Raw genomic sequence first — 25,472 nt, forward strand, 5'->3', positions numbered from 1 at the left:
CCATGCCGACCGGGCCCTCGTTCCGCGCTTCCAGTACTTCCCAGGCGGCCCCTGCGCCGTGCCGCCTCACTGCGCATCAACCATCTCCCCAGGAGAACCGAATCCCCGTGAAGACCATCGAAGAGCTCATCGAAGCCGGTGTCGAAGGAAAGCGCGTGTTCGTGCGCGCCGACCTGAACGTCCCGCTGGACGGCACGACGATCACCGACGACGGCCGGATCCGCGCCGTCGCCCCGACCATCGCCAAGCTGGCGGCGGCCGGCGCGAAGGTCGTCGTCGCCTCGCACCTCGGCCGCCCCAAGGGCGCGCCGGACCCGCAGTTCTCGCTCGCGCCGGCGGCCGAGCGGCTCGGCGAAATCATCGGCAAGGGCGTCGCCTTCGCCACCGACACCGTCGGTGACAGCGCCGCGGCCACCGTCGCCGCGCTCGGCGACGGCGAGGTCGCGCTGCTGGAGAACCTGCGCTTCAACGCGGGCGAGACCAGCAAGGACGACGCCGAGCGCAAGGCCTTCGCCGAGCAGCTCGCCGCGCTGGCCGACCTGTACGTCGGCGACGGCTTCGGCGCCGTGCACCGCAAGCACGCCTCGGTGTTCGACCTGCCCGGCCTGCTGCCGCACGCCGCGGGCGACCTGATCGCCACCGAGGTCGGCGTCCTGAAGAAGCTCACCGAGGACGTCAAGCGTCCGTACGTGGTGGTGCTCGGCGGCGCCAAGGTCTCCGACAAGCTCGCCGTGATCGACAACCTGCTGAAGAAGGCCGACCGGATCCTGATCGGCGGCGGCATGGCGTACACCTTCCTCAAGGCCAAGGGCCACGAGGTCGGCATCTCGCTGCTGCAGGAGGACCAGATCCCGACCGTCCTGGGCTACCTGGCCGAGGCCGAGCAGCGCGGCGTCGAGTTCGTGCTGCCGAAGGACGTCCTGGTCTCCGCCGAGTTCCCGGACCTCAAGACCAAGGCCCCGGCGAGCTTCGAGGTCGTCGCCTCGGACGCGATCCCGGCCGACAAGGAGGGCCTGGACATCGGCCCGAAGACCCGCGAGCTGTACGCGGCCAAGCTGGCCGACGCCGGCACGGTGTTCTGGAACGGCCCGATGGGCGTCTTCGAGCACCCGGACTACGCGAACGGCACCAAGGCCGTCGCGCAGGGCCTGCTGGACAGCGACGCGTTCACCGTGGTCGGCGGCGGGGACTCCGCCGCGGCCGTCCGCATCCTGGGCTTCGACGAGAACGCCTTTGGACACATCTCGACCGGCGGTGGCGCGAGCCTCGAGTACCTGGAGGGCAAGACCCTTCCCGGTCTCGCCGCCCTGGAAGGCTGACAGCATGACCGACCGTCTCCCGCTCATGGCGGGCAACTGGAAGATGAACCTCAACCACCTCGAGGCCATCCAGCACACCCAGAAGCTGGCCTTCGCGCTGGCCGACAAGGACTACGAGGCCGTCGAGGTCGCGGTCCTGGTGCCGTTCACCGACCTGCGCTCGGTGCAGACCCTGGTCGACGGCGACAAGCTGAAGATCAAGTACGGCTCGCAGGACATCTCGCGGCACGACTCCGGTGCCTACACCGGCGAGGTCTCCGGCCCGATGCTGGCCAAGCTCAAGTGCACCTACGCGGTGATCGGCCACTCCGAGCGCCGCCAGTACCACGGCGAGGACGAGGAGATCGTCAACGCCAAGGTGAAGGCCGCCTACCGCGCCGGGATCACCCCGATCCTGTGCATCGGCGAGCCGCTGGACATCCGCAAGGCCGGCACCCACGTCGAGTACACCCTGGCCCAGCTGGACGGTGCCCTCGCGGACGTCCCGGCCCACCAGGCCGAGACCGTCGTCGTCGCCTACGAGCCGGTCTGGGCGATCGGCACCGGCGAGATGGCCACCCCGGAGGACGCGCAGGAGGTCTGCGCCGCCATCCGCAAGCGGATCGCCGAGCTGTACGACGCCGAGCTGGCCGGCAAGGTCCGCGTGCTGTACGGCGGTTCGGTCAAGTCGTCGAGCGCGGCCGGCCTGATGGCCAAGCCCGACATCGACGGCGGCCTGATCGGCGGTGCCTCGCTGGACGCCGAGGAGTTCGTCAAGATCGTGCGCTACCGTGAGCAGGCAGTAGGCTAACGCCGCCGCAGCAACGTAGGCTTTGGGGTCGGACCGCCGTACGCGGTCCGGCCCCTTCGCCGAAGATACGAGAGAGTTGGTCCCGCCGTGGTTCTCGGGTTCTCGATTGCCCTGATCATCTTCAGTCTGCTGATGATCCTCCTGGTGCTGCTGCACAAGGGGAAGGGCGGCGGCCTGTCGGACATGTTCGGCGGTGGCGCGATGTCCACCGGCGGCGGCTCGGCGGTGGCCGAGCGCAACCTGGACCGCATCACCGTCGTGGTCGGCCTGGGCTGGTTCGCGAGCATCATCGTGCTCGGCCTGCTGCTGAAGTACAAGGGCTGACACAACCCTGACGGCCCGTCGCCCGAGCGCCTATCCTGGGACGGTCGGGTGCGGAGGCAGTGGTGGCGGAGGCTTAACTCCTGCTTACACTAGGACGACTTTCGCCACCGACGCGCACCGCGGCGGGTCGGCGCACCAGTACGCAGGGAGTCAGACCGTGGCAAGTGGCAATGCCATCCGTGGCAGCAGGGTTGGGGCCGGCCCGATGGGCGAGGCGGAGCGCGGCGAGTCCGCCCCGCGCAACCGGATCTCCTTCTGGTGCGCCAACAAGCACGAGACCCGGCCCAGCTTCGCCGCCGAGGCGGCGATCCCGGACACCTGGGACTGCCCGCGCTGCGGCTTCCCGGCCGGGCAGGACCAGCACAACCCGCCCGCGCCCTCGCGCAACGAGCCCTACAAGACGCACCTCGCCTACGTCCGTGAGCGGCGCACCGACGCCGACGGCGAGGCGATCCTGGCCGAGGCGCTGGCGAAGCTCCGAGGCGAGATCTGAGGCGAGATCCGAGGCGAGATCCGAGGCGACCCGACCTCTGAGGCGACCCGAACGAGAAGGGCGCCACCGTCGAACGACGGTGGCGCCCTTCGGCGTTGCGGACCGCAGGGCCCGTCCGGCCGTTACGCCGAGGCCGGCGGGTAGAGCTGCGGCGGGATCCGCTCCGCGGCGGCGCGGTCCAGCAGCCACAGGGTGCGGCTGCGGCCGTACGCGCCGGACGCGGGCGCCTGGAGCTCGCCGGGACCGGACAGGGCCAGCGCGACCGCGCCCGCCTTGTCCTCGCCGGCGGCCAGCAGCCAGACCTCGCGGGCGGCCCGGATGGCCGGAAGGGTGAGCGAGATCCGGGTCGGCGGGGGCTTGGGGGCCCCGCGCACGCCGACCACGGTCCGCTCGGTCTCCCGGACGCCCGGGTGCTCGGGGAAGAGCGAGGCGACGTGGGTGTCCGGGCCGACGCCGAGCAGCAACACGTCGAAGGCGGGGACGCCGAACCGGTCGCCCGGCCCGGCCGCCTTCGCCAGCTCCTGCGCGTAGCGGGCCGCGGCGGCCTCCACGTCCGAGCCGTCCACCCCGTCCGAGGCGGGCATCTCGTGCACCCGCGCCGGGTCGAGCGGGACGGAGTCCAGCAGCTCGGCGCGGGCCTGGACGGCGTTGCGGTCCGGATCGGCGGCGGCCACGAAGCGCTCGTCGCCCCACCAGAGGTCCAGCCGCCCCCAGTCGACCGCGTCGCGCGCCGGGGAGGCGGCGATCGCGGCCAGCAGGGCGTTCCCGTTGCGGCCGCCGGTGAGCACCACCGAGGCGGCGCCGCGGGCGGCCTGGGCGTCCACGATCCGGGTGATCAGCCGGGCCGCGGCCGCCTGGGCCATCAGCTCCTTGTCCCGGTGGACGACCAGCTGCGGGGTCGCGTTGGTCATGCGCCTTCCTTGGTGGTGCGCTTGCCGGCGGCCCTCTTCGCGGGCTTCCTCTCCGACACGTCGGCCGTGACCGCCTCCGGGTCGGCCACGGCCTCCTCGGCGGCGTCCTCGACCGCGCGGGCGACCCGCTCGGCCGCCGCCGTCTCGGCGTTGGCCGGCTCGTGCAGCCGGTCGACGGGCGTGCGCACGGCCGTCGCGTAGATGTCGTCCGGGTCCAGGCGGCGCAGCTCCTCGGCGATCAGCTCCGAGGTCTCGCGCCGCTTGAGCGCCACCTGGCGGTCCGGCGAGCCGGGCATGGAGAGCGTGCCCAGCAGGCCGTCCGGGCGGTCCAGGGTGATGTCCCCGTCCTTGGTGCGCAGGTGCACCGCGGTGATGCCGGGGCCACCCGTGACGACCCGCTCGACCGGCACGTGCAGCCGGTTGGTCAGCCACAGGCCGAGCAGCTCGACGCTGGGGTTGTAGGACTCGCCCTCGACCACCGCGGAGACGATGGCGGACGGCCGCTGGTCCAGCGCGGCGGCCAGCATCGAGCGCCAGCCGGTGATCCGGCTCCAGGCCAGGTCGGTGTCGCCCGGGGTGTAGCTCTGGGCCCGCTGGGCGAGCTGGCCGACCGGGGACTCGGCGGTGACGGCGTCGGTGATCCGGCGCTGGGCGAGCGAGCCCAGCGGGTCCTGCGCCGGGTGCAGCGGCGCGTTGTCCGGCCACCAGACCACGACCGGGGCGTCCGGCAGCAGCAGCGGCAGGACCACCGACTGGGCGTGCGCGGCGAGCTCGCCGTGCATGCGCAGGACGACGGTCTCGCCGGAGCCGGCGTCCGAGCCGACCAGGATCTCGGCGTCCAGCCGGGTCTCCGCGCGGGCCCGTGGCGAGCGCCCGGCGCGCTTGATCACCGCGAGGGTGCGCATCGGGTGCTCGCGGGAGGCGTCGTTGGCGGCCTTGAGGGCGTCGTAGGCGCTGCCCTCGTCGGTCACGATCACCAGGGTGAGCACCATGCCGGCGGCGGTGGAGCCGCTGGCCCGGCGCGCCTCCATGAGCGCGGCGTTGATCTTGCTGGACGTCGTGTTGGTGAGGTCGATCTTCATGGTCGGCGCCAGCTCCTGCCGTCTCGTGCGAGCATCTCGTCCGCCTCGACCGGGCCCCAGGTCCCCGCCGCGTACTGGGCGGGCTTGCCGTGGGTGTCCCAGTACTTCTCGATCGGGTCGAGGATCTGCCAGGACAGCTCGACCTCCTGGTGGCGCGGGAACAGGTTGGCGTCGCCGAGCAGCACATCGAGGATGAGCCGCTCGTACGCCTCCGGGCTGGACTCGGTGAAGGACTCGCCGTAGGCGAAGTCCATCGTGACGTCCCGGACCTCGAAGGAGGTGCCCGGCACCTTGGAGCCGAACCGCACCGTCACGCCCTCGTCCGGCTGGACCCGGATGACCAGGGCGTTCTGCCCCAGCTCCTCGGTCGCGTAGGAGTCGAAGGGCAGGTACGGGGCGCGCTGGAAGACGACCGCGATCTCGGTGACCCGGCGGCCCAGGCGCTTGCCGGTGCGCAGGTAGAACGGGACGCCCGCCCAGCGGCGGTTGTTGATCTCCAGCTTGATGGCCGCGTAGGTGTCGGTCTTGGAGTCCGGGTCGATGCCGTCCTCGTCGAGGTAGCCGACGACCTCCTCGCCGCCCTGCCAGCCGGAGGCGTACTGGCCGCGCACGGTGTGCCGGCCGAGGTCGGCCGGGAGCTTGACGGCGCTGAGCACCTTGAGCTTCTCGGCCACCAGCGCCTTCGGGTGGAAGGACGCCGGCTCCTCGATGGCGGTGAGCGCCATCAGCTGGAGCAGGTGGTTCTGGATGACGTCACGGGCGGAGCCGATGCCGTCGTAGTAGCCGGCCCGGCCGCCGATGCCGATGTCCTCGGCCATGGTGATCTGTACGTGGTCGACGTACGACCGGTTCCAGATCGGCTCGAACATCTGGTTGGCGAAGCGCAGCGCCAGGATGTTCTGGACCGTCTCCTTGCCCAGGTAGTGGTCGATCCGGAAGACCTCGTCCCGGGGGAAGACCTCGTGGACGACCTTGTTGAGCTCCTGCGCGCTCTCCAGGTCGTGACCGAAGGGCTTCTCGATGACCGCGCGGCGCCAGGAGCCCTGCGGCGGGTCGGCCAGGCCGTGCTTCTTGAGCTGCTGGACGACCGTCGGGAAGAACTTCGGCGGGACGGACAGGTAGAAGGCGAAGTTGCCGCCGGTGCCCTGGGCCTTGTCCAGCTCCACGATCGTCTCGCGCAGCTTGTCGAAGGCCTCGTCGTCGTCGAAGGTGCCGTGGACGAAGCGCATGCCCTTGGCGAGCTGCTGCCAGACCTCCTCCCGGAAGGGGGTGCGGGCGTGGTCCCGGACGGCGTCGTGGACCTCCTTGGCGAAGTCCTCGTCGTCCCACTCGCGGCGAGCGAAGCCGACGAGGGAGAAGCCCGGCGGAAGCAGACCGCGGTTGGCCAGGTCGTAGATGGCCGGCATCAGCTTCTTGCGGGACAGGTCGCCGGTGACCCCGAAGATGACCAGACCGGACGGCCCCGCGATGCGCGGGAGCCGTCGGTCGGAGGGGTCACGAAGCGGGTTGACCGGGGCGGGCGGGAGGTCGTCCGCGTCCGATTCCGACGTCAACTCGGGGTAATCAGTGCTCACTTGATGGGCTCCGCTTTCGTGCGCTGGCTGTGAGCGGGGGTCACTTCTCGTCGGCGAAGGAAGCGAGCGAGGCGGTGACGGTGTCGAGCAGCTCGTTCCAGGACTGCTCGAACTTCTCGACGCCCTCGTCTTCCAGGACCTGGACCACGTCGTCGTAGTCCACGCCGGCTGCCGCGATCGCGTCCAGCACGGCCTTGGCGTCCGCGTAGTTGGGGACGATGGTGTTGCCGGTGACCACGCCGTGGTCGCCGGTGGCGTCCAGGGTCGCCTCGGGCATGGTGTTGACGGTGCCGGGGGCGACCAGCTCGGTGACGTACAGGGTGTCCGGCAGGGCCGGGTCCTTGACGCCGGTGGAGGCCCACAGCGGGCGCTGCGGCTTGGCGCCGGCGGCCTCCAGGGAGAGCCAACGGGCGTTGCCGGCGGTCTTGCCGTCGACGCTGCCGAAGACCTCCTCGTACGCCTGGTAGGCGAGGCGGGCGTTGGCCAGCGCGGCCTTGGAGCGCAGGTTCTTGGCGTCGCCGCCGACCTTGTCCAGGCGCTTGTCGATCTCGGTGTCCACGCGGGAGACGAAGAAGGAGGCGACCGACTCGATCTGGGAGAGGTCCAGGCCCTTGCCCTTGGCGGCCTCCAGGCCGCTCAGGTAGGCGTCGATGACGGCCTTGTAGCGCTCCAGCGAGAAGATCAGCGTGACGTTGACGCTGATGCCCTTGCCGATGACCTCGCTGATCGCGGGCAGGCCGGCCTTGGTGGCGGGGATCTTGATGAAGACGTTCGGGCGGTCCACCAGCCACCACAGCTGCTTGGCCTCGGCCACGGTGGGGGCGGTCTCGTGCGCCAGGCGCGGGTCGACCTCGATGGAGACCCGGCCGTCGCGGCCGTTGGAGGCGTCGTAGACCGGGCGCAGCACGTCGGCCGCGTCGCGCACGTCGGAGGTGGTGATCATGCGGATCGCCTCCTCGGTGGTGACCTTGCGGACGGCGAGGTCGCGCAGCTGGCTGTCGTAGGAGTCGTCGCCGCTGCCGGCGATGGCCTTCTGGAAGATGGTCGGGTTGGTGGTCACACCCACCACGTGCTTGTTCTGCACCAGCTCGGCCAGGTTGCCGGAGTTGAGCCGCTTGCGGCTGAGGTCGTCCAGCCAGATCGCAACGCCTTCGTCGCTGAGGCGCTTCAGTGCGTCAGTCATGGTGCTTCAGTCCCTTGTTCTTCTGCTTCGTGGGGTAGTCAGAGGGGCCGGGGCGCCGATGTGCGGTCGGCCGCCCCGGCCCGTTGTCCCGCACTCGCCGCCGGGAGCTCGTACCCGATGCCGACGTTCCTCGCTCCAGCGCTCGCTTGTCGCTCGTCGCTTTCGGCATCGGCGCTCCCTTTGGCTCGTGCTCGGGGCCGCTAGCGGTTGACGGCTTCGAGGGAGCGCAGGGCGTTGTGGGCCTCGGCCACCACGCGCTCGGCGGTGATGCCGAACTCCTCGAAGAGCACCTTGTAGTCGGCGGAGGCGCCGAAGTGCTCCAGCGAGACGATCCGGCCGTGGTCGCCGACCAGCTCGCGCCAGCCCTGGGCGATGCCGGCCTCGACCGAGACGCGGGCCTTCACCGACGGCGGCAGCACACTGTCGCGGTAGGCCTGGTCCTGCTCCTGGAACCACTCGAAGGACGGCAGCGAGACCACGCGGGTCGCGATGCCCTCCGCCTCGAGCACCTCGCGGGCCTTGACGGCCAGCTGGACCTCGGAGCCGGTGCCGAGCAGGATCAGCTGCGGGTCGCCGTTCGAGGCCTCGGCCAGGATGTAGCCGCCCTTCGCGGTGCCCTCGGCGGAGCCGAAGACCTCACGGTCGAAGGTCGGGACGCCCTGGCGGGTGAGGGCCAGGCCGACCGGGCCGGGGTGGCTGGTCTGGCGCTCGATGATGGTGCGCCAGGCGACGGCGGTCTCGTTGGCGTCGGCCGGGCGGACCATGGCCAGGCCCGGGATGGCGCGCAGCGAGGCCATGTGCTCGACCGGCTGGTGGGTCGGGCCGTCCTCGCCCAGGCCGATCGAGTCGTGCGTCCAGACGTAGGTGACCGGCAGCTTCATCAGCGCGGCCAGGCGGACGGCCGGGCGCATGTAGTCGGCGAAGACCAGGAAGGTGCCGCCGTACACGCGGGTCCTGCCGTGCAGCGCGATGCCGTTCATGATCGAGCCCATGGCGTGCTCGCGGATGCCGAAGTGGATCGTCCGGCCGTACGGGCTCGCCGACTTCAGCGGGTTGCCCTCGGGGAGGAAGGAGCTGTCCTCGTCGATGGTGGTGAGGTTGGACTCCGCGAGGTCGGCCGAGCCGCCCCACAGCTCCGGGATCACCGCGCCGATCGCCTTGAGGGTGTCGCCGGAGGCCTTGCGGGTGGCGACGTCCTTGCCGGCCGGGAAGGAGGGGACGGCCTTCTTCCAACCCTCGGGCAGCTCGCCGGCCTGGATCCGGTCGAAGTCGGCGGCGCGGTGCGGGTTGGCGGCGCGCCAGGCCTCGAAGGACTGCTGCCACTGGTCGCGGGCGGCCTTGCCGCGCTTGATGACCAGCCGGGCGTGCTCGATGACCTGGTCGCTGACCTCGAAGGTCTTCTCCGGGTCGAAGCCCAGGACCTTCTTGGTGGCGGCGATCTCGGCGGCGCCGAGCGCGGAGCCGTGCGCCTTGGCGGTGTTCTGGGCGTCCGGGGCCGGCCAGGCGATGATGGTGCGCATCGCGATGATCGACGGGCGGGAGGTCTCGGCCTTGGCCGCGGCCAGCGCGTCCGCGAGGACGGCCACGTCGATGTCGCCGTTGGACTTCGGGGTCACCCGCTGGACGTGCCAGCCGTACGCCTCGTAGCGCTTGAGGACGTCCTCGGAGAAGGCGGTCTCGGTGTCGCCCTCGATCGAGATGTGGTTGTCGTCGTACAGGGCGACCAGGTTGCCCAGCTTCTGGTGGCCGGCCAGCGAGGAGGCCTCGGCGGAGATGCCCTCCTCCAGGTCGCCGTCGGAGACGATGGCCCAGATGGTGTGGTCGAAGGGGGACTCGCCGGCCGGGGCCTCGGGGTCGAAGAGGCCGCGCTCGTAGCGGGCGGCCATCGCCATGCCGACCGCGTTGGCGATGCCCTGGCCGAGCGGGCCGGTGGTGGTCTCCACGCCGGCCGTGTGGCCGTGCTCGGGGTGGCCGGGGGTGCGGCTGCCCGCGACGCGGAAGGCCTTGAGGTCGTCCAGCTCCAGGCCGTAACCCGAGAGGTACAGCTGGGTGTAGAGGGTCAGGCTGGTGTGCCCGGGGGAGAGGACGAAGCGGTCGCGGCCGACCCAGGCCGGGTCGGTCGGGTCGTGGCGCAGGAACCGCTGGAAGATCAGGTACGCGGCCGGGGCCAGCGTCATGGCCGTCCCGGGGTGTCCGTTGCCGACCTTCTGGACAGCGTCCATGGCGAGGACTCGCGCGGTGTCAACCGTGCGCTCGTCCATATCGGTCCACTCGAATGCGTTCGTCGGCGCAGTGCTCACCCTGTCTCAGGGCTCCTTCCATTGAAGAGTGACCCCGTGAATGGGGACCGGGTCGGCCACGGCGCTGTGGTCCCGACGCTGGGTGGTGCCGGTCACGGAGGGTAGATCCCGCTTCTGCGTGCGAGCCTACCGTTTGGGCCGGGGCTCACCCTCCGTGCTGAGACAACCGGGATTTCCGCATGGTGATTCCCACTAGGCCGGTGTGAGTGCTTTTGTCCCAGGTTCTCCCGATTCGCGCCCGCCCGCCGCCGGGGTGGTCAGGACGGGCTAGCAGGACCCGCCGGAGGCGGTTCGTGGCATCACCCAGGCGGTTCACCCGGGGGTGTGCGGTTCCGCCTCGCCGGGGGACCCCGAAGCCGGATGGGATATATGGAGCGTCTATGGTGTCGTGGTACGCGCAGAGCGGACGATTCGGGACCCTTCGTTCCTGTGGACGCCTGCGAAGATTCATCTTCAGTTGGGGTGTTAGTGACCGCCGTCGAAACCCGTCCCGCCGGGGTCACCGGGGCGACTCCTGCGCACCGGCCGATCGGGGCCCGTGTCGGCGCGTTCGTCGCACTGACCAAGCCTCGGATCATCGAGCTGCTGCTGATGAGCACCGTGCCGGTGATGTTCCTGGCCCAGCAGGGCGTGCCGAACATGCTGCTGGTGCTGAAGGTCGTGGTCGGCGGCTACCTCTCGGCGGGCGGCGCCAACGCCCTCAACATGTACATCGACCGCGACATCGACGCGGTGATGTCCCGCACCGAGCGGCGGCCGATCGTCACCGGGATGGTGTCGCCGCGCGAGGCGCTGGTGTTCGGCATCGTGCTCGCCGTGGTGTCGACGCTGGTGCTGGGCTTCGGCGTCAACTGGCTCTCCTCCGGACTGGCGCTGGGCGCGCTGCTGTTCTACGTGTTCGTCTACACGCTGGGGCTCAAGCGGCGCACCTCGCAGAACATCGTCTGGGGCGGCATCGCCGGCTGCATGCCGGTGCTGGTCGGCTGGTCCTCGGTCACCAACTCGATGTCCTGGGCGGCCGTGGTGCTGTTCCTGGTGGTGTTCTTCTGGACGCCGCCGCACACCTGGGTGCTGTCGATGAAGGTGCGCGACGACTACCTGCGGGCCGGCGTGCCGATGCTGCCGGTCATCAAGGGCAACGTGGCGGTCGGCAAGCAGGTCGTCATCTACTCCTGGGTGATGGTCGCCGTCTCGCTGGCGCTCTGGCCGCTCGGGCACATGAGCTGGCTGTACCCGGTCGCCGCGGTGGTGCTGGGCGCCGCCTGGCTGCGCGAGGCGCACGCGCTGTACGCGCGGGCCAAGGCTGGCGTCGTGGGCGCGAAGCTCAAGGAGATGCGGCTGTTCCACTGGTCGATCACCTACCTGTCGCTGCTGATGGTGGTGTGCGCGGTCGACCCGTTCGTGAAGTAGGCAGACTCGCTGAGAGAGCCCCGGTCCGGTGGACCGGGGCTCTCCCGCATTCGGGGGCTTTTCGCGTTCGGGGCGGGCCGCTCGGCCGACCGCTCGGCCGGCGGCTCAGCGGGCGGGCAGCTCGGAGGGGCCGACGTGGCCGTCCAGCCAGTCCCGCAGCGGCCGGGAGGCGTGCAGGAAGCCGGTGATCCGGGTGTAGGCGGCGCGGGTGCCCAGCCACTTCGCGGGCTCCCACTCCTGCCAGGCCACCAGGCCCTTGTGGCGCAGCAGCTCGATCCTGGGGTGGTCCTTCGGGTAGCCGCGCGGGGCCGACTTCAGGGAGTCCCGGCCGACCACCTGCGGGCCGTCCTTCTCCACCCGGGTGATCACCCGCTCCAGCTCGGCGCCGGTGACGTCCTCGGCGACGGCGGCGCGGTAGCGCTCCAACTGGTCCGGGGCGAGCTGGTACATGCCGTTGCCGCAGGCCAGGCCGTCGGCGGAGAGCTGGATGTAGCCGCCGCTCTCCAGGTGCGCGCCGATGTGCGTCTTGTACGGGGACTTGTCGGCGCTGAAGCGGACGTCGCGGTTCGGGCGGAAGATCTTCCCCGGCCCGAACTCCGGTTCCAGATCGGCGAGGAGCTGCTCCATCGGCGCGCGCACGGCGTCCTCGTACCGCCCCTTGTGGGCCTGCCAGAAGGTCTTCGAGTTGTCGGCCTCCAGGTGCTCGTAGAAGTCGAGCGCCTCGGTCGGCCAGCCGGAGAAGGTCACACGTCCAGTATGTGTCCCGGTGCACAGGGTGCTCCCGTCGCCAGCGCGCTTACCGGTGGGTAGCATGCGGGCATGAGCAGCGCAGAGACCGCCACCGCCGCGCCGGACGCCCGCACCGAGCGCCGCGCCAAGCGCATCGCCAAAAACCTCACCAGCTTCGCCCGGCAGCACGGGGGCAGCGCCGACGCGGTCGTCGAGTACGTCGGCGCCGTGGCCACCCGGATCGTCGTGGTCGGCGCGGACGGCGCCTGGGGCGACCAGGTGGCCCCCAGCTACGCCGTCGGCCGCCGGGCCGCGGAGCTGGCCGGGCTGACCCTGCACGACGACTTCGAGGGCGAGCTGGGCCTCCGGGTGAAGACCGGCCCGTACGAGTGGAAGCGGATGGCCGGGATCCAGCTCGGCGGCTGAGCACCCTCCGGACACCGCGAAGGCCCGGCTCCCCTCGTACGGGGGAGCCGGGCCTTTTCACCGGCCACCAGCGTTGCTACCGCGGTTGGGCGGGCCAGGGGATCGACGTCTCAGCCTCGATCGTGTAGTCGACGCCGGGGACGTCCCAGCCGTACAGCTGCCGGAACTGGCCGTAGAACCAGGCCGACGCGGCCGGGTCGGCGTCGAGCGCTGCCTCGGGGTCCGTCCACAGCTCCCGCACCAGGTCCTGCACGGCGGGGTCGAGTTCCCAGCCGTCCAGACGGATGCGACCCTGCCCGTCCAGCACGAGCGACTTCGCGCCGCTCAGTTGCTCCCACAGGTCCACGGCCTGGTCGGCGGTGGTACGCCAGCCGTCCTCGCTGAGGGCTTTGCGCAGCAGCGAGGTGTAGAGGGCGATGGACGGGATGGCGGTGGACGCCTGGGTGACGGCGGCGCCGGCGACGACGGTGAACGCCCGGCCCCGCCCGGCCAGTACCCCGCTCTGCAACTGGCCGGCGGTCGCCTCCAGGTGTTCCTTGGCGGCGCCGATGGTGCCCTGCCGGTAGACCGGCGCGGTGATCTCGGAGCCCACATAGGACAGCGCGGCAGTCGTGAAGTCGGGGCCCAGGAGGTCGTTGTCGGCCAGGGACTGCACCCACAGCCGCCAGTCCTCACCACCCATGACCTTGACGGTCGCGGCGCGCTCGGCCTCGTCGGCCGGGGTGAGGTCGATGCTGCCGATCTGCGGGACGCCGTCCTCGAAGACGAGGGACGGTGAGGTGTAGGGGCGGCCGATCGGCTTGATCACCGAGTGGTGGACCTCGCCGGTGGCCGGGTCGGTACGCCTGGGCGAGGCGAGGGAGTAGACGAGGTAGTCGACGGGGCCGTACCGGTCGGCGAGGAGTTTGAGCACCTCGGCACGGGTGGCGTCCGCGTAGGCGTCGGCGTTGACGAAGGTGAAGTCGCCTCCGGCCTCTTCGAGCAGGGCGGCGGTCGCGGCGGTTCGGTACCAGCCGGCGGTGGCGGTGCGCCGCTCGCCGGCCGGTGTCTCGTAGGCGACGCCGATGCCGCGGATGCCGTGGCGGCGCAGCCCGGCCAGCAGGATCGCCAGACCGTACCCCGCGCTGGAGCCCAGCACCAGGGCGACCGGGGCCCGCCCGGTGGGGGTGGCGGGGGTGATGGACTGCCACAGCTGGTGCACGGTGGCCTGGCTGCCCTTGGGGTGGGAGTTGACGATCAGGTAGCCCCGCTGCTTGGGGGTGATCTGCTGCGTGCTCACGCGGTGGTGCCCTCTCCGGTGGGGTGGCCGTGCCGGGCGAGCAGGTCGCTGAGGTCGCCGACGGTGTGCAGGCGGCCGACCTCCTCGTCCGGGATGACCGTGTTCAGGCGCGTCTCCAGGGTGACGACGAGCTCGTGGAGGGCGAGGCTGTCGATCCCGAGATCGTGCTGCAGTCGTGCGTCGTTCGTGATCGTATCGGCGCCGGTGACCGCCGCCTGTGCCAGAGCGTGACGGAGGATGTGTGCTGCGGTTGTAGGGGTCGTCATTGCGGTAGGTGTCCTTCGTCGGCTACCCGGCGGTTCTCGGTGACGCCGGCGCGGCCTTGGAAGCTGCTCAACCCCTGATGCGGCGGCGCATCCCCGTTCCGGAGCGGCGGGCCGCACTGTGGGTGGATGCTGCACGGGCCTACAGCCAACAAGGCAGACTGGCTGAGGGGTACCAAGCACTCAGGATCGCGGAGAGCTGTGCTTCTGAGGACATTCGACGCCGCCCCAGCGTGCTGGAACTGGTCGGTGACATGGCCGCGCGGGACCGACGTGGCAGTGTCCCGGAACTCCGCCGTTTCTGCCATGAGTTGGGAGTTCGGATTTGACTGAGAACCACGAGCCGTTCCTTCACGTCATCGTCTGCGCTTCGGGAATCGCTGACGGCGTGGCTGAGCTGATCGCCGCAGCCCGTGCCGAGGGCTGGAAGGTCGGTGTGATTGCTACTCCCAGCGCTCTCGGCTTCATAGACCAGGAAGCCATCGAAGCCCAGACCGGCTATCCGCTCCGCTCCGCGTGGCGCACGCCGAGCATCCCGCAACCGCTGCCTCCGGCAGACGCCATTGCGGTCGCTCCCGCGACGTTCAACACCATCAACAAGTGGGCCGCCGGCATCTCCGACACGCTGGCGCTCGGCATCCTCTGCGAGGCCTACGGGCTCGGCATCCCCGTTGCGGTCCAGCCCTATGTCAACTCAGCCCAGGCTTCCCACCCGGCCTATTCGGACAGCTTGGCCCGACTGCGCTCGATGGGCGTTCTGATCGGCGACTACGTGCCCCACAAGCCCAAGTCCGGCGGAGGGCGCGACAAGTACAGCTGGACCCATGTCCTCGACCTGCTTCGGCCTGCCCGCACTAACCGTTCGGAGCCGGCAGCGTGAGAGGTGGTACGCCGCAGGAGGCAACGCTGCTGCCACTCCACTCCGTGTCCGTCGCGGGGGTGGTGGTGCGGGAGGACGGGCGGGTGCTGACGATCCGGCGGGCTGACAGCGGGGCTTGGGAGCCTCCGGGGGGCGTGCTGGAGCTGGGCGAGGGTGTCGAGGCCGGCGTGCGCCGGGAGGTCTACGAGGAGACCGGGATCGTGGTCGGCGTGGAGCGGCTGACCGGCGTCTACAAGAACATGAGCCGAGGGGTTGTCGCTCTTGTTTTCCGCTGTCGACCTGAGGGCGGGACCGGCCGGCTCTCTGACGAGTCGGTCGAAGTCGACTGGCTCACGCCGGCCGGGGTCTCCGACCGCATGGCTGAGGTCTATGCCGTACGTGTCCTGGACGCGCTTCAGGACGAAACGGTACCGAGCATCCGGACCCACGACGGCCGACAACTGCTGTGACCGCATGACGAAGGCCCCCATCGCGGGATGGGGGCCTTCGCCGTACGTTGGGCTTGCGCTCAGACGGTGGCGGTCTGCGGGGTCTGCGCGGGCAGGTGCTCGGAGGCCTGTGCGTCCTCGCGGGTACGGAGGGCGAGGGGGATGCGCAGGGCGGCGATCCAGGTCAGCGAGGCGCCGAGCATGTGGAGGCCGACCATCAGCTCGGGGGCGTCGGTGAAGTACTGGATGAAGCCGAGGACGCCCTGGAGCAACAGGACTGCGAGGAGTTCCTTGGTGCGGGACTTGGCTGCCTGCGGGGCCTTGATCGCAGTGAAGACGAAGATCAGGGCGATGGTGAGGCCGACGGAGATGAAGGCGAAGTCGGCGTGGAACTGGGCCAACCTGTCGTAGTCGATCGGGATCCGCGGGACGATCTTGTTGTCCTTGGGCGTGCCCGGGTGGTGGCCGGCGCCGGTCACCAGGGTGCCGGCTGCGACGAGCAGCCCGATCACGGCGACGAGGACGTACGAGAGCTGGTGGATCGGGCGGGCCACGGACAGCTTCGCCGGGCCGTCGCCCTCCTTGCTGCGCTCCCACATCAGCAGGGCGACCCAGACCAGGGCCATCGCGGCGATCATGTGCAGCGCGACGGTGTACGGGTTGAGGCCGGTCAGCACGGTGATGCCGCCGAGCACGGCGTTGCTCATCACCAGCCAGAACTGCGCCCAGCCGAGCTTGGTCAGGCCGCGCCGCCAGGGCCGGTGGCAGCGGGCGGCCAGGATCGCCCAGCCCACCGCGGCGCTGAGCACGTAGGTGAGCATCCGGTTGGTGAACTCGATGACGCCGTGGAAGCCCATCTCGGCGGTGGGCGTCAGACTCTCGTCGGTGCAGCGGGGCCAGGTCGTACAGCCGAGGCCGGAGGCGGTGAGCCGGACGGCGCCGCCGGTGACGACGATCACCACGCTCATCACCAGCGCGGCGAACGCGGCGCGCCGGACCATGACGGCGGAGGGCTGCCAGCGCTCGGCGAGCAGGGAGAAGGGGGTGGTCTTCAGCACGACGTCCATGGTAGGTGGCTTTACGGGCGATCTTGGGGCGGGGCTGGCTCGCCGCGCCTGGTGCGATCGTGGTGGCCGCCCGGCGCAAGGCGGCCGGGAAGGCCTGACGTCACGCGGTGAAGCGACGTGCTCGTCAGGTGATGGAAGCGGCGCCCCCGGCGATTGAACCGGATCGCCGGGGGCGCCGTTCTGTCTTGAAGGTGACGAAGTTCATTCAAGTTTGCCGAATCCGCGTTCTGCGAGGTGGCAGCTGTGATGGGCTGGTCATGCACATCAGAGAACGGACGCACAGACGAAATCCGGTCGTACGGCGGGGTGTGGCGGGATGCGGGAGTGCCGGTAGAGTCCCCCGGACAGTCGTAGCGGGCCACCGCGAACCACTCAACACGCCTGCTGCACAAGACCGTTCGGAGGGGAACAGCGTAATGGCGCGACAGCAGCGGCACATCGGGATCGGCGCGGCGGCACTGGCAGGCACGGCAGCGGCCGGTTTTCTACTGCCCTTGGCGCTGGCCACCAACGCCTCGGCGCACGTGCCGAGTTGGTCGGTGACCTGCGACAAGGTCGTGATCGACCTGATCAACTACAGCCCCAAGGCCGACGTGAAGAACACCGTCAGCCTCACCATCGACGGCGACAAGGTCCTGGATGCCAAGGCCTTTCCCGCCGAGTTCCACGGCACCTTTCCGGTGAAGGACCACACGGCCCCGATCAAGGCGAACCTGGTGGTCACCACCACGGAGAACCCGAACGACAAGGGCTGGAACATCAACGAGACCAAGACCATCGAGCCGTGCCACACGCCGACTCCGACCCCGACCCCGACTCCCACCAAGACCCCCACCCCCACGCCCACCCCCACCTCGACGCCGACGCCCATCCCGACGCCGACGAAGACCCCGACCCCCGTGCCGACGACGCCCACCGTGGCGCCGACCACGCCCCCGCCGACCACGCCGGCCCCGGTCAGCCCGCCCGCCCCGGCGCCCGCCACCAGCGCGCCGGCGCTCGCCCAGACCGGTAGCAACGACGCCACCCCGATGATCGCGGCGGCCGGCGGCGGCGTGCTGCTGGTCGGTGGCGCGCTCGTCCTGCTCGCCCGCAAGCGCCGTGGCGGCAGCGAGAGCTGACGCAGGGCGGTACGAACGCCGAACGCCCCCCGGCCGGTTGAGGCCGGGGGGCGTTCGACGTTCGTACGGGGGTGGCTGCTCGCAAGTGCGGCCACCTCGGCGGCTACTCCCAGCGGAAGAAGCGGGCGGCCGCGGCCAGGCCGAGCACGGCCCAGCCGGCCAGGATCCCGAGGTCAGCCCAGGGCACCCCGGCGCCGGTCTGCAGCACCGACCGCAGGCCGTCCGAGAGCGCCGAGATCGGCAGCAGTTCCAGCACCGACCGCACCGCGTCGGGGAACTTGCTCAGCGGCACGATCACCCCGCCCGCGAGCAGCAGCAGGATGAACACCAGGTTGGCGGCGGCCAGCGTGGCCTCGGCCTTCAGCGTGCCGGCCATCAGCAGGCCGAGCCCGGAGAAGGCGGCGGTGCCGAGGACCAGCAGCGCGACGACGGCCAGCGGGTTGCCGTGCGGCGACCAGCCGAGCGCCAGCGCGATCACCGACAGCAGCGCGACCTGCAGCGCCTCCGTCACCAGGACGCAGCCGGTCTTGGCCGTCAGCAGCGTCCAGCGCGGCAGCGGGCTGGCGCCGAGCCGTTTCAGCACGCCGTAGCGGCGCTCGAAGCCCGTGGCGATGGCCTGCCCGGTGAAGGCGGTGGACATCACGGCCAGCGCGAGCAGGCCGGGGGCGAGGAAGTCGACCCGCTTGCCGGGGCCCTCGACCGTGACGATGTCGACGGCGGAGAACAGCACCAGCAGCACGGTCGGGATGACGACGGTGAGCAGCAGCTGCTCACCGTTGCGCAGCAGCATCCGGGTCTCGAACGCGGTCTGGGCGAGCAGCATCCGGCCGACGGGGGCGGCACCGGGCTCGGGCGAGTAGTCCCGCTCGCTTCGCTCACTCATGCGCGGAGCTCCCGTCCGGTCAGGTCGAGGAAGACGTCTTCGAGGCTGCGGCGCTGCACGGACAGCCGTTCGGGCAGGACGCCGACGGCCGCGCACCAGCCGGTGACGGTGGCCGGCAGCTGCGGGTCCACCGGCGCCTCGACGCGGTAGCTGCCGGGGGCGGTCTCGACGGCGGTGGCGCCCTCGGGCAGCTCCTTGAGCAGCGGGCCGAGGTCGAGCCCGGGCGGGGCGTCGAAGCGCAGGGCGTTCTCGGCGCCGCCGCGGCACAGCTCCTCGGTGGTGCCGTCGGCGATCACCTTGCCGCGGTCCACGATGGCGACGCGGTCGGCGAGCTGCTCGGCCTCGTCCATGTGGTGGGTGGTGACGACCACGGTGACGCCGTCCCGGCGCAGGTCGCGGACCAGCTCCCAGGTGGCGCGGCGGGCCTGCGGGTCGAGGCCGGCGGTGGGCTCGTCCAGGAAGACCAGCTCGGGGCGGCCGACCACGGCCATGGCCAGGGCGAGCCGCTGCTGCTGGCCGCCGGACAGCCGCCGGTAGGTGGTGCGGCCGCAGGAGCCGAGGCCGAGGCGCTCGACCAGGGCGTCCACGTCCAGCGGGTGGGCGTGCAGCTTGGCGGTGTGCCGCAGCATCTCGACGGCGCGGGCGCCCGCGTACACGCCGCCGGACTGCAGCATGACGCCGATCCGGGGGCGCAGGGCGGCGCTCTGGGTGACCGGGTCGAGGCCGAGGACGCGGACGGTGCCGGCGTCGGGGCGGCGGTAGCCCTCGCAGGTCTCGATGGTGGTGGTCTTGCCGGCGCCGTTGGGGCCGAGGACGGCGGTGATCGCGCCGGTCGCGATGGTGAGGTCGAGACCGTCCACGGCCTGCTTGTCGCCGTAGCGCTTGACCAGCCCGGCGACCTGGACCGCGGGTTCGGAGTGCATACCGGCGAGTGTAAGAGGGCCTCACGTTTCGAGCGGACGGCGCCTCGGTGATCGTTTCCCCAGGTCAGGTAAGGCTTACCTGCGTGATCGATGACACCGGTGAGGCCTGGATCACGGGTTGTCCCAACGGAAGTAATTACGCAACACTGGTGTTGTGAAAAACATGCGCGAGCACGCCCAGCAGCAGGAGGCCGAGTCGGCCTCCCACTGCGACGTGCCCGTGACGGCGGCCGAGGTACTGCTGGACGGCCACCGTGCCACCCGGGACCGGGTCGCCCGCTCGATCCTGGACCACGGCCCCTCCTCCGCCGCCGACCTGGCGAACCGGCTCGGCCTCACCTCCGCCGCCGTCCGCCGCCACCTCGACGGCCTGGCCGCCGCCGGCCTGGTCGAGTCCCGCGAACAGCGGGTCTACGGCAGCCGCGGCCGGGGCCGTCCGGCCAAGGTCTTCGCCCTCACCGACGGCGGCCGGGACGCCTTCTACCAGGCGTACGACCAGCTCGCCGCCGACGCGCTGCGCTGGATCTCGGACGCGGTGGGCGGCGGCAAGGCGGGCGAGGAGGCGGTCGCCGCCTTCGCCCGGGCCCGTTTCGGCAAGCAGGGCGAGAAGTACCGGGAGGCGCTGCGCGAGGCTGGGGTGGAGGATCGCACCGAGGCACTCGCCCAGGCGCTCAGCGTGGACGGGTACGCTGCCACGGTGCGGCGTGTCCCGTCGGCCGCGGCCAAGGCCCCGGCGGGCGCCCAGCTCTGCCAGCACCACTGCCCGGTCGCGCACATCGCCGAGCAGTTCCCCCAGCTCTGCGAGGCGGAGACCGAGGTCTTCTCCCAGCTCCTGGGCACCCATGTGCAACGGCTGGCCACCATCGCCCACGGCGACGGGGTCTGCACCACCTATGTGCCGGCACCCGGTGCCGCATCGTCGTCCGCCCGTGGTTCCGCGGGCCGCGACTCCGATGCAGCGCCGACTGCCGGTACGTCCACCGAAGATTCTGCGTCCGCGCGTTAGGAAGCTCGCATGACTGACACCGTTTCGCACCCCGAGCTCGAAGGCCTGGGCAACTACGAGTACGGCTGGGCCGACCCGGACGCCGCTGGCGCCACGGCCAAGCGCGGGCTCAGCGAGGAGGTCGTGCGCGACATCTCCGCGAAGAAGAGCGAGTCCGAGTGGATGCTCAACCTGCGTCTCAAGGGCCTGAAGCTGTTCGGCAAGAAGCCCATGCCGACCTGGGGCTCCGACCTGACCGGCATCGACTTCGACAACATCAAGTACTTCGTCCGCTCCACCGAGAAGCAGGCCGAGTCCTGGGAGGACCTGCCGGCGGACATCAAGGCCACCTACGACAAGCTGGGCATCCCGGAGGCGGAGAAGCAGCGCCTGGTCGCCGGTGTCGCCGCCCAGTACGAGTCCGAGGTCGTCTACCACCAGATCCGTGAGGACCTGGAGGAGCAGGGCGTCATCTTCCTGGACACCGACACCGCGCTGCGCGAGCACCCGGAGCTGTTCAAGGAGTACTTCGGCACCGTCATCCCGGCCGGTGACAACAAGTTCGCCGCGCTGAACACCGCGGTGTGGTCCGGCGGCTCGTTCATCTACGTGCCGAAGGGCGTGCACGTCGACATCCCGCTGCAGGCCTACTTCCGGATCAACACCGAGAACATGGGCCAGTTCGAGCGGACGCTGATCATCGTCGACGAGGACGCCTACGTCCACTACGTCGAGGGCTGCACCGCGCCGATCTACTCCTCCGACTCGCTGCACTCCGCGGTCGTGGAGATCATCGTCAAGAAGGGCGGCCGCTGCCGCTACACGACCATCCAGAACTGGTCGAACAACGTCTACAACCTGGTCACCAAGCGCGCCGTGGCGTACGAGGGCGCGACCATGGAGTGGGTCGACGGCAACATCGGCTCCAAGGTCACCATGAAGTACCCGGCCGTCTACCTGATGGGCGAGCACGCCAAGGGCGAGACCCTGTCGATCGCCTTCGCGGGCGAGGGCCAGCACCAGGACGCCGGCGCCAAGATGGTGCACATGGCGCCGAACACCTCCTCCAACATCGTCTCCAAGTCGGTGGCGCGCGGCGGCGGCCGGACCTCCTACCGCGGTCTGATCGAGATCGGCGAGGGCTCGCACGGCGCCAAGTCGAACGTGCTGTGCGACGCGCTGCTGGTCGACACGATCTCCCGCTCGGACACCTACCCGTACGTGGACGTCCGCGAGGACGACGTGTCCATGGGCCACGAGGCGACCGTCTCCAAGGTCAGCGAGGACCAGCTGTTCTACCTGATGAGCCGCGGTCTGACCGAGTTCGAGGCCATGGCGATGATCGTCCGCGGCTTCGTCGAGCCGATCGCGCGCGAACTGCCGATGGAGTACGCGCTGGAGCTCAACCGGCTGATCGAGCTGCAGATGGAGGGCGCGGTCGGCTGACCCCGGCCACCGACCGCCCAACCGACTTTCGAGGAAGAGAGCTACACGACAGCCATGGCTGACGTTCAGAACACCACCGGCTCGACCACCGCCGGTTCGATCGAGGTCGGCACCGCCGGCGCGGGCGCGCAGCTCGCCGGCCCCGGCACCGGCCGCGCCACGGTCCAGCAGCCCATCGACGCGCGCGTCGCGGTCAAGCCGTCCTTCGACGTGAACGACTTCCCGGTGCCGCACGGCCGCGAGGAGGACTGGCGGTTCACCCCGCTGCACCGCCTCGGCGGGCTGCACGACGGGACCGCCGCCGCCGCCGAGCGGGGCGAGGACAAGGTCGAGTTCACGCTGCCGGAGGGCGTCACCGCCGAGACCGTCGGCCGCGACGACGCCCGCCTGGGCAAGGCCGGCACGCCGGTGGACCGGGTGGCCGCGCAGGCGTTCAGCGCCTTCGAGCAGGCCCTGGTGGTCACCGTCCCCAAGGACGCGGTGCTGACCGAGCCGGTCAGGATCGACGTGCGCGGCGAGGGCGGCGTCCGCTTCGCCCACGTGGTGATCGACGTCAAGCCGTTCGCCGAGGCCGTCGTGGTGCTCAACCACACGGGCACCGGCACCCGGGCCGCCAACGTCGAGCTGCTGGTCGGCGACGGTGCCAAGCTCACCTTCGTCTCCGTCCAGGACTGGGAGCGCGACGCCGTCCACGTCGCCCAGCACAACGCGCTGGTCGGCCGGGACGCCACGTACAAGTCCGTGGTCGTGACCTTCGGCGGCGACCTGGTCCGCCTGCACCCGCGGGTCAACTACGCGGGCCCCGGCGGCGAGGCCGAGCTGTTCGGCCTCTACTTCGCCGACGCCGGCCAGCACCTGGAGCACCGCCTGGTGATCGACCACGACACGCCGCACTGCCGGTCGAACGTGGCGTACAAGGGCGCGCTGCAGGGCCAGGACGCGCACGCCGTCTGGGTCGGCGACGTGCTGATCCGCGCCGCCGCACTCGGCACCGACACCTACGAGCTCAACCGGAACCTGGTGCTCACCGACGGCGCCCGGGTCGACTCGATCCCGAACCTGGAGATCGAGACCGGCGAGATCGTCGGCGCCGGCCACGCCTCGGCGACCGGCCGCTTCGACGACGAGCAGCTGTTCTACCTGCAGGCCCGCGGCATCCCGGCCGACGAGGCCCGCCGCCTGGTGGTGCGCGGCTTCTTCGCCGAGCTGCTCCAGCAGATCGGCGTGCCCGAGGTCCAGGAGCAGCTCATGGAGAAGATCGACGCCGAGCTGGAAGCGGCGGTCTGAACACGATGACCTTCCTCCGTGCCTGCGCGCTGAGCGACCTCCAGGAAGACGTGCCCAGGCGCGTGGACCTCAACGGCGTGCCGGTCTCCGTCGTCCGCACCGACGAGGGGGTGTTCGCGGTCAACGACATCTGCTCGCACGCGAACGTCTCGCTCTCGGAGGGCGAGGTCGAGGACTGCATGATCGAGTGCTGGCTGCACGGCTCCAGCTTCGACCTGCGCACCGGCAAGCCCTCGGGCCTGCCCGCCACCAAGCCGGTCGCTGTCTACCCCGTAAAGATCGAAGGGGACGATGTGCTCGTCTCCGTCAACCAGGAGTCCTGAGTACACATGGCAACCCTTGAAATCCGCGACCTGCACGTCTCCGTCGAGGCCGAGAACGGCCCGCGCGAGATCCTGAAGGGCGTCGACCTGACCGTGAAGCAGGGCGAGACCCACGCCATCATGGGTCCGAACGGCTCCGGCAAGTCCACCCTGGCCTACTCGCTGGCCGGCCACCCCAAGTACACCGTCACCGGCGGCTCGGTGCTGCTGGACGGCGAGGACGTCCTGGAGATGTCCGTCGACGAGCGCGCCAAGGCCGGTGTCTTCCTGGCCATGCAGTACCCGGTCGAGGTCCCGGGCGTCTCGGTCAGCAACTTCCTGCGCACCGCCGCCACCGCCGTCCGCGGCGAGGCCCCGAAGCTGCGGCTGTGGGTGAAGGAGGTCAAGGAGGCGATGGCCGCCCTCCAGATGGACCCGGCCTTCGCCGAGCGCAACGTCAACGAGGGCTTCTCCGGCGGCGAGAAGAAGCGCCACGAGATCCTCCAGCTCGAGCTGCTCAAGCCGAAGATCGCGATCCTCGACGAGACCGACTCCGGCCTGGACGTCGACGCGCTGCGGATCGTCTCCGAGGGCATCAACCGGGTCCGCTCGACCGGCGAGGTCGGCACCCTGCTGGTGACCCACTACACCCGCATCCTGCGGTACATCAAGCCCGACTACGTCCACGTCTTCGCGGGCGGCCGCATCGTCGAGTCCGGCGGTGCCGAGCTGGCCGACAAGCTGGAGAACGAGGGCTACGAGGCGTACGTGAAGGGGGGCGCTTCCGAGTGACCCATACGTTTACGGGACTGCTCGACACCGACGCGATCCGCAAGGACTTCCCGGTCCTGCAGCGGCTGCTGCACGACGACAAGCCCCTGGTCTACCTGGACAACGCGGCGACCTCGCAGAAGCCGCGCCAGGTGCTGGAGGCGCTGACCGCCTACTACGAGCGGCACAACGCCAACGTCCACCGCGGCGTGCACGTGCTCGCCGAGGAGGCCACCGCGCTGTACGAGGGCGCCCGGGACAAGGTCGCGGCCTTCGTCAACGCGCCGAGCCGCAACGAGGTGATCTTCACCAAGAACGCCTCCGAGTCGCTCAACCTCGTGGCCAACATGCTGGCCTGGGCGGATGAGCCGTACCGGGTGGACGCCGACTCCGAGATCGTCATCACGGAGATGGAACACCACTCCAACATCGTCCCGTGGCAGCTGCTGTCGCAGCGCAGCGGTGCGAAGCTCAAGTGGTTCGGGCTGAGCGACGAGGGTCGGCTGGACCTGTCGAACATCGACGAGCTGATCACCGAGAAGACCAAGGTGGTCTCCTTCACCCTGGTCTCCAACCTGCTCGGCACGGTGAACCCGGTCGAGACGATCGTCCGCAAGGCCCAGTCGGTCGGCGCGCTGGTCGTCATCGACGCCTCGCAGGCCGCCCCGCACATGGTGCTGGACGTGCAGGCGCTGGAGGCCGACTTCGTCGCCTTCACCGGCCACAAGATGCTGGCCCCGACCGGCATCGGCGTGCTCTGGGGCCGCCAGGAGCTGCTGGAGGACCTCCCGCCGTTCCTCGGCGGCGGCGAGATGATCGAGACCGTCACCATGGGCTCGTCCACCTACGCCCCGGCACCGCACAAGTTCGAGGCCGGCACCCCGCCGATCGCCCAGGCGGTCGGGCTCGGCGCGGCCATCGACTACCTGCAGGGCGTCGGCATGGAGAAGATCGCGGCGCACGAGCACGCGATCACCGAGTACGCCGTCGAGCGGCTGCTGGAGGTCCCGGACCTGCGGATCATCGGCCCGCGCACGGCCGTGGACCGCGGTGCGGCGATCTCCTTCACCCTCGGCGACATCCACCCGCACGACGTGGGTCAGGTGCTGGACGAGCAGGGCATCGCCGTGCGCGTCGGACACCACTGCGCGCGGCCGGTCTGCCTCCGGTACGGAATTCCGGCGACCACGCGGGCGTCTTTCTACCTGTACTCGACGCCGGGCGAGGTCGACGCGCTGATCGACGGCCTGCACCACGTCCGGAACTTCTTCGGCTGACGGGACAGGGCAGGACGAC

At 70.6% G+C, this 25,472-nt stretch carries 26 protein-coding genes and 1 pseudogene; 16 read left to right on the plus strand and 11 right to left on the minus strand.

What is annotated here, in order from left to right:
- Nucleotides 1-107 precede the first annotated feature (107 nt).
- The 4 genes from ACZ51D_RS16260 (at nt 108) to ACZ51D_RS16275 (ending at nt 2,926) form a co-directional block, all read left to right on the plus strand.
- The gene (locus tag ACZ51D_RS16260) at nt 108-1,319 is read left to right on the plus strand and encodes a phosphoglycerate kinase (RefSeq protein ID WP_465620939.1); all 1,212 of its coding nucleotides are present in this window, start codon (nt 108-110) and stop codon (nt 1,317-1,319) included.
- A 4-nt stretch (nt 1,320-1,323) separates the two neighbouring features.
- Nucleotides 1,324-2,109: a triose-phosphate isomerase gene (gene tpiA, locus ACZ51D_RS16265; protein ID WP_465662607.1), complete on the plus strand. Its 786-nt coding sequence runs from the start codon at nt 1,324-1,326 to the stop codon at nt 2,107-2,109.
- Between the two features lie 87 nt (nt 2,110-2,196).
- Entirely contained in the window at nt 2,197-2,433 is a 237-nt protein-coding gene (secG, locus tag ACZ51D_RS16270; RefSeq protein WP_360499419.1) for a preprotein translocase subunit SecG, read from the plus strand.
- A gap of 205 nt (nt 2,434-2,638) precedes the next feature.
- On the plus strand, nt 2,639-2,926 hold the full coding sequence (locus ACZ51D_RS16275) for an RNA polymerase-binding protein RbpA (protein ID WP_030238413.1): 288 nt from the start codon (nt 2,639-2,641) through the stop codon (nt 2,924-2,926).
- Between the two features lie 122 nt (nt 2,927-3,048).
- Here ACZ51D_RS16275 and pgl read toward each other — a convergent pair whose 3' ends face one another.
- The 5 genes from pgl to tkt all read right to left on the minus strand — a co-directional run bounded on the left by pgl (nt 3,049) and on the right by tkt (nt 9,976).
- On the minus strand, nt 3,049-3,837 hold the full coding sequence (pgl, locus tag ACZ51D_RS16280) for a 6-phosphogluconolactonase (RefSeq protein ID WP_360499421.1): 789 nt from the start codon (nt 3,835-3,837) through the stop codon (nt 3,049-3,051).
- Nucleotides 3,834-4,919: a glucose-6-phosphate dehydrogenase assembly protein OpcA gene (gene opcA / locus ACZ51D_RS16285; protein WP_465662609.1), complete on the minus strand. Its 1,086-nt coding sequence runs from the start codon at nt 4,917-4,919 to the stop codon at nt 3,834-3,836. The genes pgl and opcA overlap by 4 nt, the downstream gene beginning before the upstream one ends.
- Complete coding sequence (gene zwf / locus ACZ51D_RS16290; RefSeq protein WP_465621175.1) at nt 4,916-6,472, minus strand: glucose-6-phosphate dehydrogenase; 1,557 nt, start codon at nt 6,470-6,472, stop codon at nt 4,916-4,918. Before zwf ends, opcA begins: the two co-directional genes overlap by 4 nt.
- Nucleotides 6,473-6,533: 61 nt before the next feature.
- Nucleotides 6,534-7,676, minus strand: a complete 1,143-nt coding sequence (tal, locus tag ACZ51D_RS16295; RefSeq protein WP_360499425.1) for a transaldolase — start codon at nt 7,674-7,676, stop codon at nt 6,534-6,536.
- A 200-nt stretch (nt 7,677-7,876) separates the two neighbouring features.
- Nucleotides 7,877-9,976, minus strand: a complete 2,100-nt coding sequence (tkt, locus tag ACZ51D_RS16300; protein ID WP_465620943.1) for a transketolase — start codon at nt 9,974-9,976, stop codon at nt 7,877-7,879.
- A 462-nt stretch (nt 9,977-10,438) separates the two neighbouring features.
- Between tkt and ACZ51D_RS16305 the strand changes: the two genes are divergently transcribed.
- Nucleotides 10,439-11,386, plus strand: a complete 948-nt coding sequence (locus tag ACZ51D_RS16305) for a heme o synthase (protein ID WP_360499429.1) — start codon at nt 10,439-10,441, stop codon at nt 11,384-11,386.
- Nucleotides 11,387-11,491: 105 nt separating this feature from the next.
- Here the strand turns inward: ACZ51D_RS16305 and ACZ51D_RS16310 are convergent, their stop codons facing one another.
- Nucleotides 11,492-12,133, minus strand: coding sequence for a DUF2461 domain-containing protein (locus ACZ51D_RS16310; protein ID WP_465662611.1), 642 nt, complete (start codon nt 12,131-12,133; stop codon nt 11,492-11,494).
- Nucleotides 12,134-12,205: 72 nt separating this feature from the next.
- On the opposite strand from ACZ51D_RS16310, the gene ACZ51D_RS16315 reads away from it, so the two are divergent.
- A complete protein-coding gene (locus tag ACZ51D_RS16315) occupies nt 12,206-12,541 on the plus strand; it encodes a hypothetical protein (protein WP_465620947.1) in 336 nt (111 codons plus the stop codon).
- A 76-nt stretch (nt 12,542-12,617) separates the two neighbouring features.
- Here ACZ51D_RS16315 and ACZ51D_RS16320 read toward each other — a convergent pair whose 3' ends face one another.
- Both ACZ51D_RS16320 and ACZ51D_RS16325 read right to left on the minus strand, forming a co-directional pair.
- Nucleotides 12,618-13,820 (minus strand): enoyl-[acyl-carrier-protein] reductase FabV, encoded by a 1,203-nt coding sequence (locus tag ACZ51D_RS16320; RefSeq protein ID WP_465662613.1) that lies wholly within the window; start codon nt 13,818-13,820, stop codon nt 12,618-12,620.
- Nucleotides 13,817-14,086, minus strand: coding sequence for an acyl carrier protein (locus tag ACZ51D_RS16325; protein ID WP_465662615.1), 270 nt, complete (start codon nt 14,084-14,086; stop codon nt 13,817-13,819). Before ACZ51D_RS16325 ends, ACZ51D_RS16320 begins: the two co-directional genes overlap by 4 nt.
- Before the next feature lie 38 nt (nt 14,087-14,124).
- Here ACZ51D_RS16325 and ACZ51D_RS16330 point away from each other — a divergent pair.
- From ACZ51D_RS16330 to ACZ51D_RS16340, 3 genes and pseudogenes are all read left to right on the plus strand, one after another.
- Nucleotides 14,125-14,412 (plus strand): annotated as a pseudogene (locus ACZ51D_RS16330) (helix-turn-helix domain-containing protein); the annotation flags it as partial.
- Entirely contained in the window at nt 14,409-14,963 is a 555-nt protein-coding gene (locus ACZ51D_RS16335; RefSeq protein WP_465620952.1) for a flavoprotein, read from the plus strand. The pseudogene ACZ51D_RS16330 and the gene ACZ51D_RS16335, both read left to right, overlap by 4 nt.
- 44 nt (nt 14,964-15,007) lie before the next feature.
- Nucleotides 15,008-15,412: an NUDIX hydrolase gene (locus ACZ51D_RS16340; RefSeq protein ID WP_465662616.1), complete on the plus strand. Its 405-nt coding sequence runs from the start codon at nt 15,008-15,010 to the stop codon at nt 15,410-15,412.
- 59 nt (nt 15,413-15,471) lie between these two features.
- Here ACZ51D_RS16340 and ACZ51D_RS16345 read toward each other — a convergent pair whose 3' ends face one another.
- Nucleotides 15,472-16,458 carry a COX15/CtaA family protein gene (locus ACZ51D_RS16345; RefSeq protein WP_465662618.1) on the minus strand — a complete coding sequence of 329 codons (987 nt, stop codon included), beginning with the start codon at nt 16,456-16,458 and terminating at the stop codon, nt 15,472-15,474.
- Nucleotides 16,459-16,874: 416 nt separating this feature from the next.
- On the opposite strand from ACZ51D_RS16345, the gene ACZ51D_RS16350 reads away from it, so the two are divergent.
- Complete coding sequence (locus ACZ51D_RS16350) at nt 16,875-17,579, plus strand: LAETG motif-containing sortase-dependent surface protein (protein WP_465620957.1); 705 nt, start codon at nt 16,875-16,877, stop codon at nt 17,577-17,579.
- Nucleotides 17,580-17,682: 103 nt separating this feature from the next.
- Here ACZ51D_RS16350 and ACZ51D_RS16355 read toward each other — a convergent pair whose 3' ends face one another.
- Together ACZ51D_RS16355 and ACZ51D_RS16360 are read right to left on the minus strand one after the other, a co-directional pair.
- Nucleotides 17,683-18,462, minus strand: coding sequence for an ABC transporter permease (locus tag ACZ51D_RS16355; protein WP_360499437.1), 780 nt, complete (start codon nt 18,460-18,462; stop codon nt 17,683-17,685).
- Nucleotides 18,459-19,385: an ABC transporter ATP-binding protein gene (locus ACZ51D_RS16360; protein WP_360499439.1), complete on the minus strand. Its 927-nt coding sequence runs from the start codon at nt 19,383-19,385 to the stop codon at nt 18,459-18,461. The genes ACZ51D_RS16355 and ACZ51D_RS16360 overlap by 4 nt, the downstream gene beginning before the upstream one ends.
- Nucleotides 19,386-19,548: 163 nt before the next feature.
- Here ACZ51D_RS16360 and ACZ51D_RS16365 point away from each other — a divergent pair, with 163 nt between their 5' ends.
- The 6 genes from ACZ51D_RS16365 to ACZ51D_RS16390 are packed head-to-tail and all read left to right on the plus strand — an operon-like array spanning nt 19,549 to nt 25,453.
- Nucleotides 19,549-20,391, plus strand: coding sequence for a helix-turn-helix transcriptional regulator (locus tag ACZ51D_RS16365; protein ID WP_396288889.1), 843 nt, complete (start codon nt 19,549-19,551; stop codon nt 20,389-20,391).
- Between the two features lie 9 nt (nt 20,392-20,400).
- Nucleotides 20,401-21,816, plus strand: a complete 1,416-nt coding sequence (gene sufB, locus ACZ51D_RS16370) for a Fe-S cluster assembly protein SufB (RefSeq protein ID WP_465620960.1) — start codon at nt 20,401-20,403, stop codon at nt 21,814-21,816.
- Between the two features lie 54 nt (nt 21,817-21,870).
- Nucleotides 21,871-23,103 carry a Fe-S cluster assembly protein SufD gene (gene sufD / locus ACZ51D_RS16375; RefSeq protein ID WP_465620962.1) on the plus strand — a complete coding sequence of 411 codons (1,233 nt, stop codon included), beginning with the start codon at nt 21,871-21,873 and terminating at the stop codon, nt 23,101-23,103.
- A gap of 5 nt (nt 23,104-23,108) precedes the next feature.
- The gene (locus ACZ51D_RS16380; protein ID WP_360499447.1) at nt 23,109-23,426 is read left to right on the plus strand and encodes a bifunctional 3-phenylpropionate/cinnamic acid dioxygenase ferredoxin subunit; all 318 of its coding nucleotides are present in this window, start codon (nt 23,109-23,111) and stop codon (nt 23,424-23,426) included.
- A 6-nt stretch (nt 23,427-23,432) separates the two neighbouring features.
- Nucleotides 23,433-24,197, plus strand: coding sequence for a Fe-S cluster assembly ATPase SufC (sufC, locus tag ACZ51D_RS16385; RefSeq protein WP_030290237.1), 765 nt, complete (start codon nt 23,433-23,435; stop codon nt 24,195-24,197).
- A complete protein-coding gene (locus tag ACZ51D_RS16390) occupies nt 24,194-25,453 on the plus strand; it encodes a cysteine desulfurase (RefSeq protein ID WP_360499449.1) in 1,260 nt (419 codons plus the stop codon). Before sufC ends, ACZ51D_RS16390 begins: the two co-directional genes overlap by 4 nt.
- Nucleotides 25,454-25,472 lie beyond the last annotated feature (19 nt).

This window comes from Kitasatospora sp. NPDC033851 (assembly GCF_055576085.1).

Coding starts and splice junctions, on each gene's coding strand:
- tpiA (WP_465662607.1), top strand. CDS start 1,324: ATGACCGACCGTCTCCCGCTCATGGCGGGCAACTGGAAGATGAACCTC.
- ACZ51D_RS16275 (WP_030238413.1), top strand. CDS start 2,639: ATGGGCGAGGCGGAGCGCGGCGAGTCCGCCCCGCGCAACCGGATCTCC.
- pgl (WP_360499421.1), bottom strand. CDS start 3,837: ATGACCAACGCGACCCCGCAGCTGGTCGTCCACCGGGACAAGGAGCTG.
- opcA (WP_465662609.1), bottom strand. CDS start 4,919: ATGAAGATCGACCTCACCAACACGACGTCCAGCAAGATCAACGCCGCG.
- tal (WP_360499425.1), bottom strand. CDS start 7,676: ATGACTGACGCACTGAAGCGCCTCAGCGACGAAGGCGTTGCGATCTGG.
- ACZ51D_RS16315 (WP_465620947.1), top strand. CDS start 12,206: ATGAGCAGCGCAGAGACCGCCACCGCCGCGCCGGACGCCCGCACCGAG.
- ACZ51D_RS16325 (WP_465662615.1), bottom strand. CDS start 14,086: ATGACGACCCCTACAACCGCAGCACACATCCTCCGTCACGCTCTGGCA.
- ACZ51D_RS16345 (WP_465662618.1), bottom strand. CDS start 16,458: ATGGACGTCGTGCTGAAGACCACCCCCTTCTCCCTGCTCGCCGAGCGC.
- ACZ51D_RS16350 (WP_465620957.1), top strand. CDS start 16,875: ATGGCGCGACAGCAGCGGCACATCGGGATCGGCGCGGCGGCACTGGCA.
- ACZ51D_RS16355 (WP_360499437.1), bottom strand. CDS start 18,462: ATGAGTGAGCGAAGCGAGCGGGACTACTCGCCCGAGCCCGGTGCCGCC.
- ACZ51D_RS16360 (WP_360499439.1), bottom strand. CDS start 19,385: ATGCACTCCGAACCCGCGGTCCAGGTCGCCGGGCTGGTCAAGCGCTAC.
- ACZ51D_RS16365 (WP_396288889.1), top strand. CDS start 19,549: ATGCGCGAGCACGCCCAGCAGCAGGAGGCCGAGTCGGCCTCCCACTGC.
- sufB (WP_465620960.1), top strand. CDS start 20,401: ATGACTGACACCGTTTCGCACCCCGAGCTCGAAGGCCTGGGCAACTAC.
- sufD (WP_465620962.1), top strand. CDS start 21,871: ATGGCTGACGTTCAGAACACCACCGGCTCGACCACCGCCGGTTCGATC.
- ACZ51D_RS16380 (WP_360499447.1), top strand. CDS start 23,109: ATGACCTTCCTCCGTGCCTGCGCGCTGAGCGACCTCCAGGAAGACGTG.
- sufC (WP_030290237.1), top strand. CDS start 23,433: ATGGCAACCCTTGAAATCCGCGACCTGCACGTCTCCGTCGAGGCCGAG.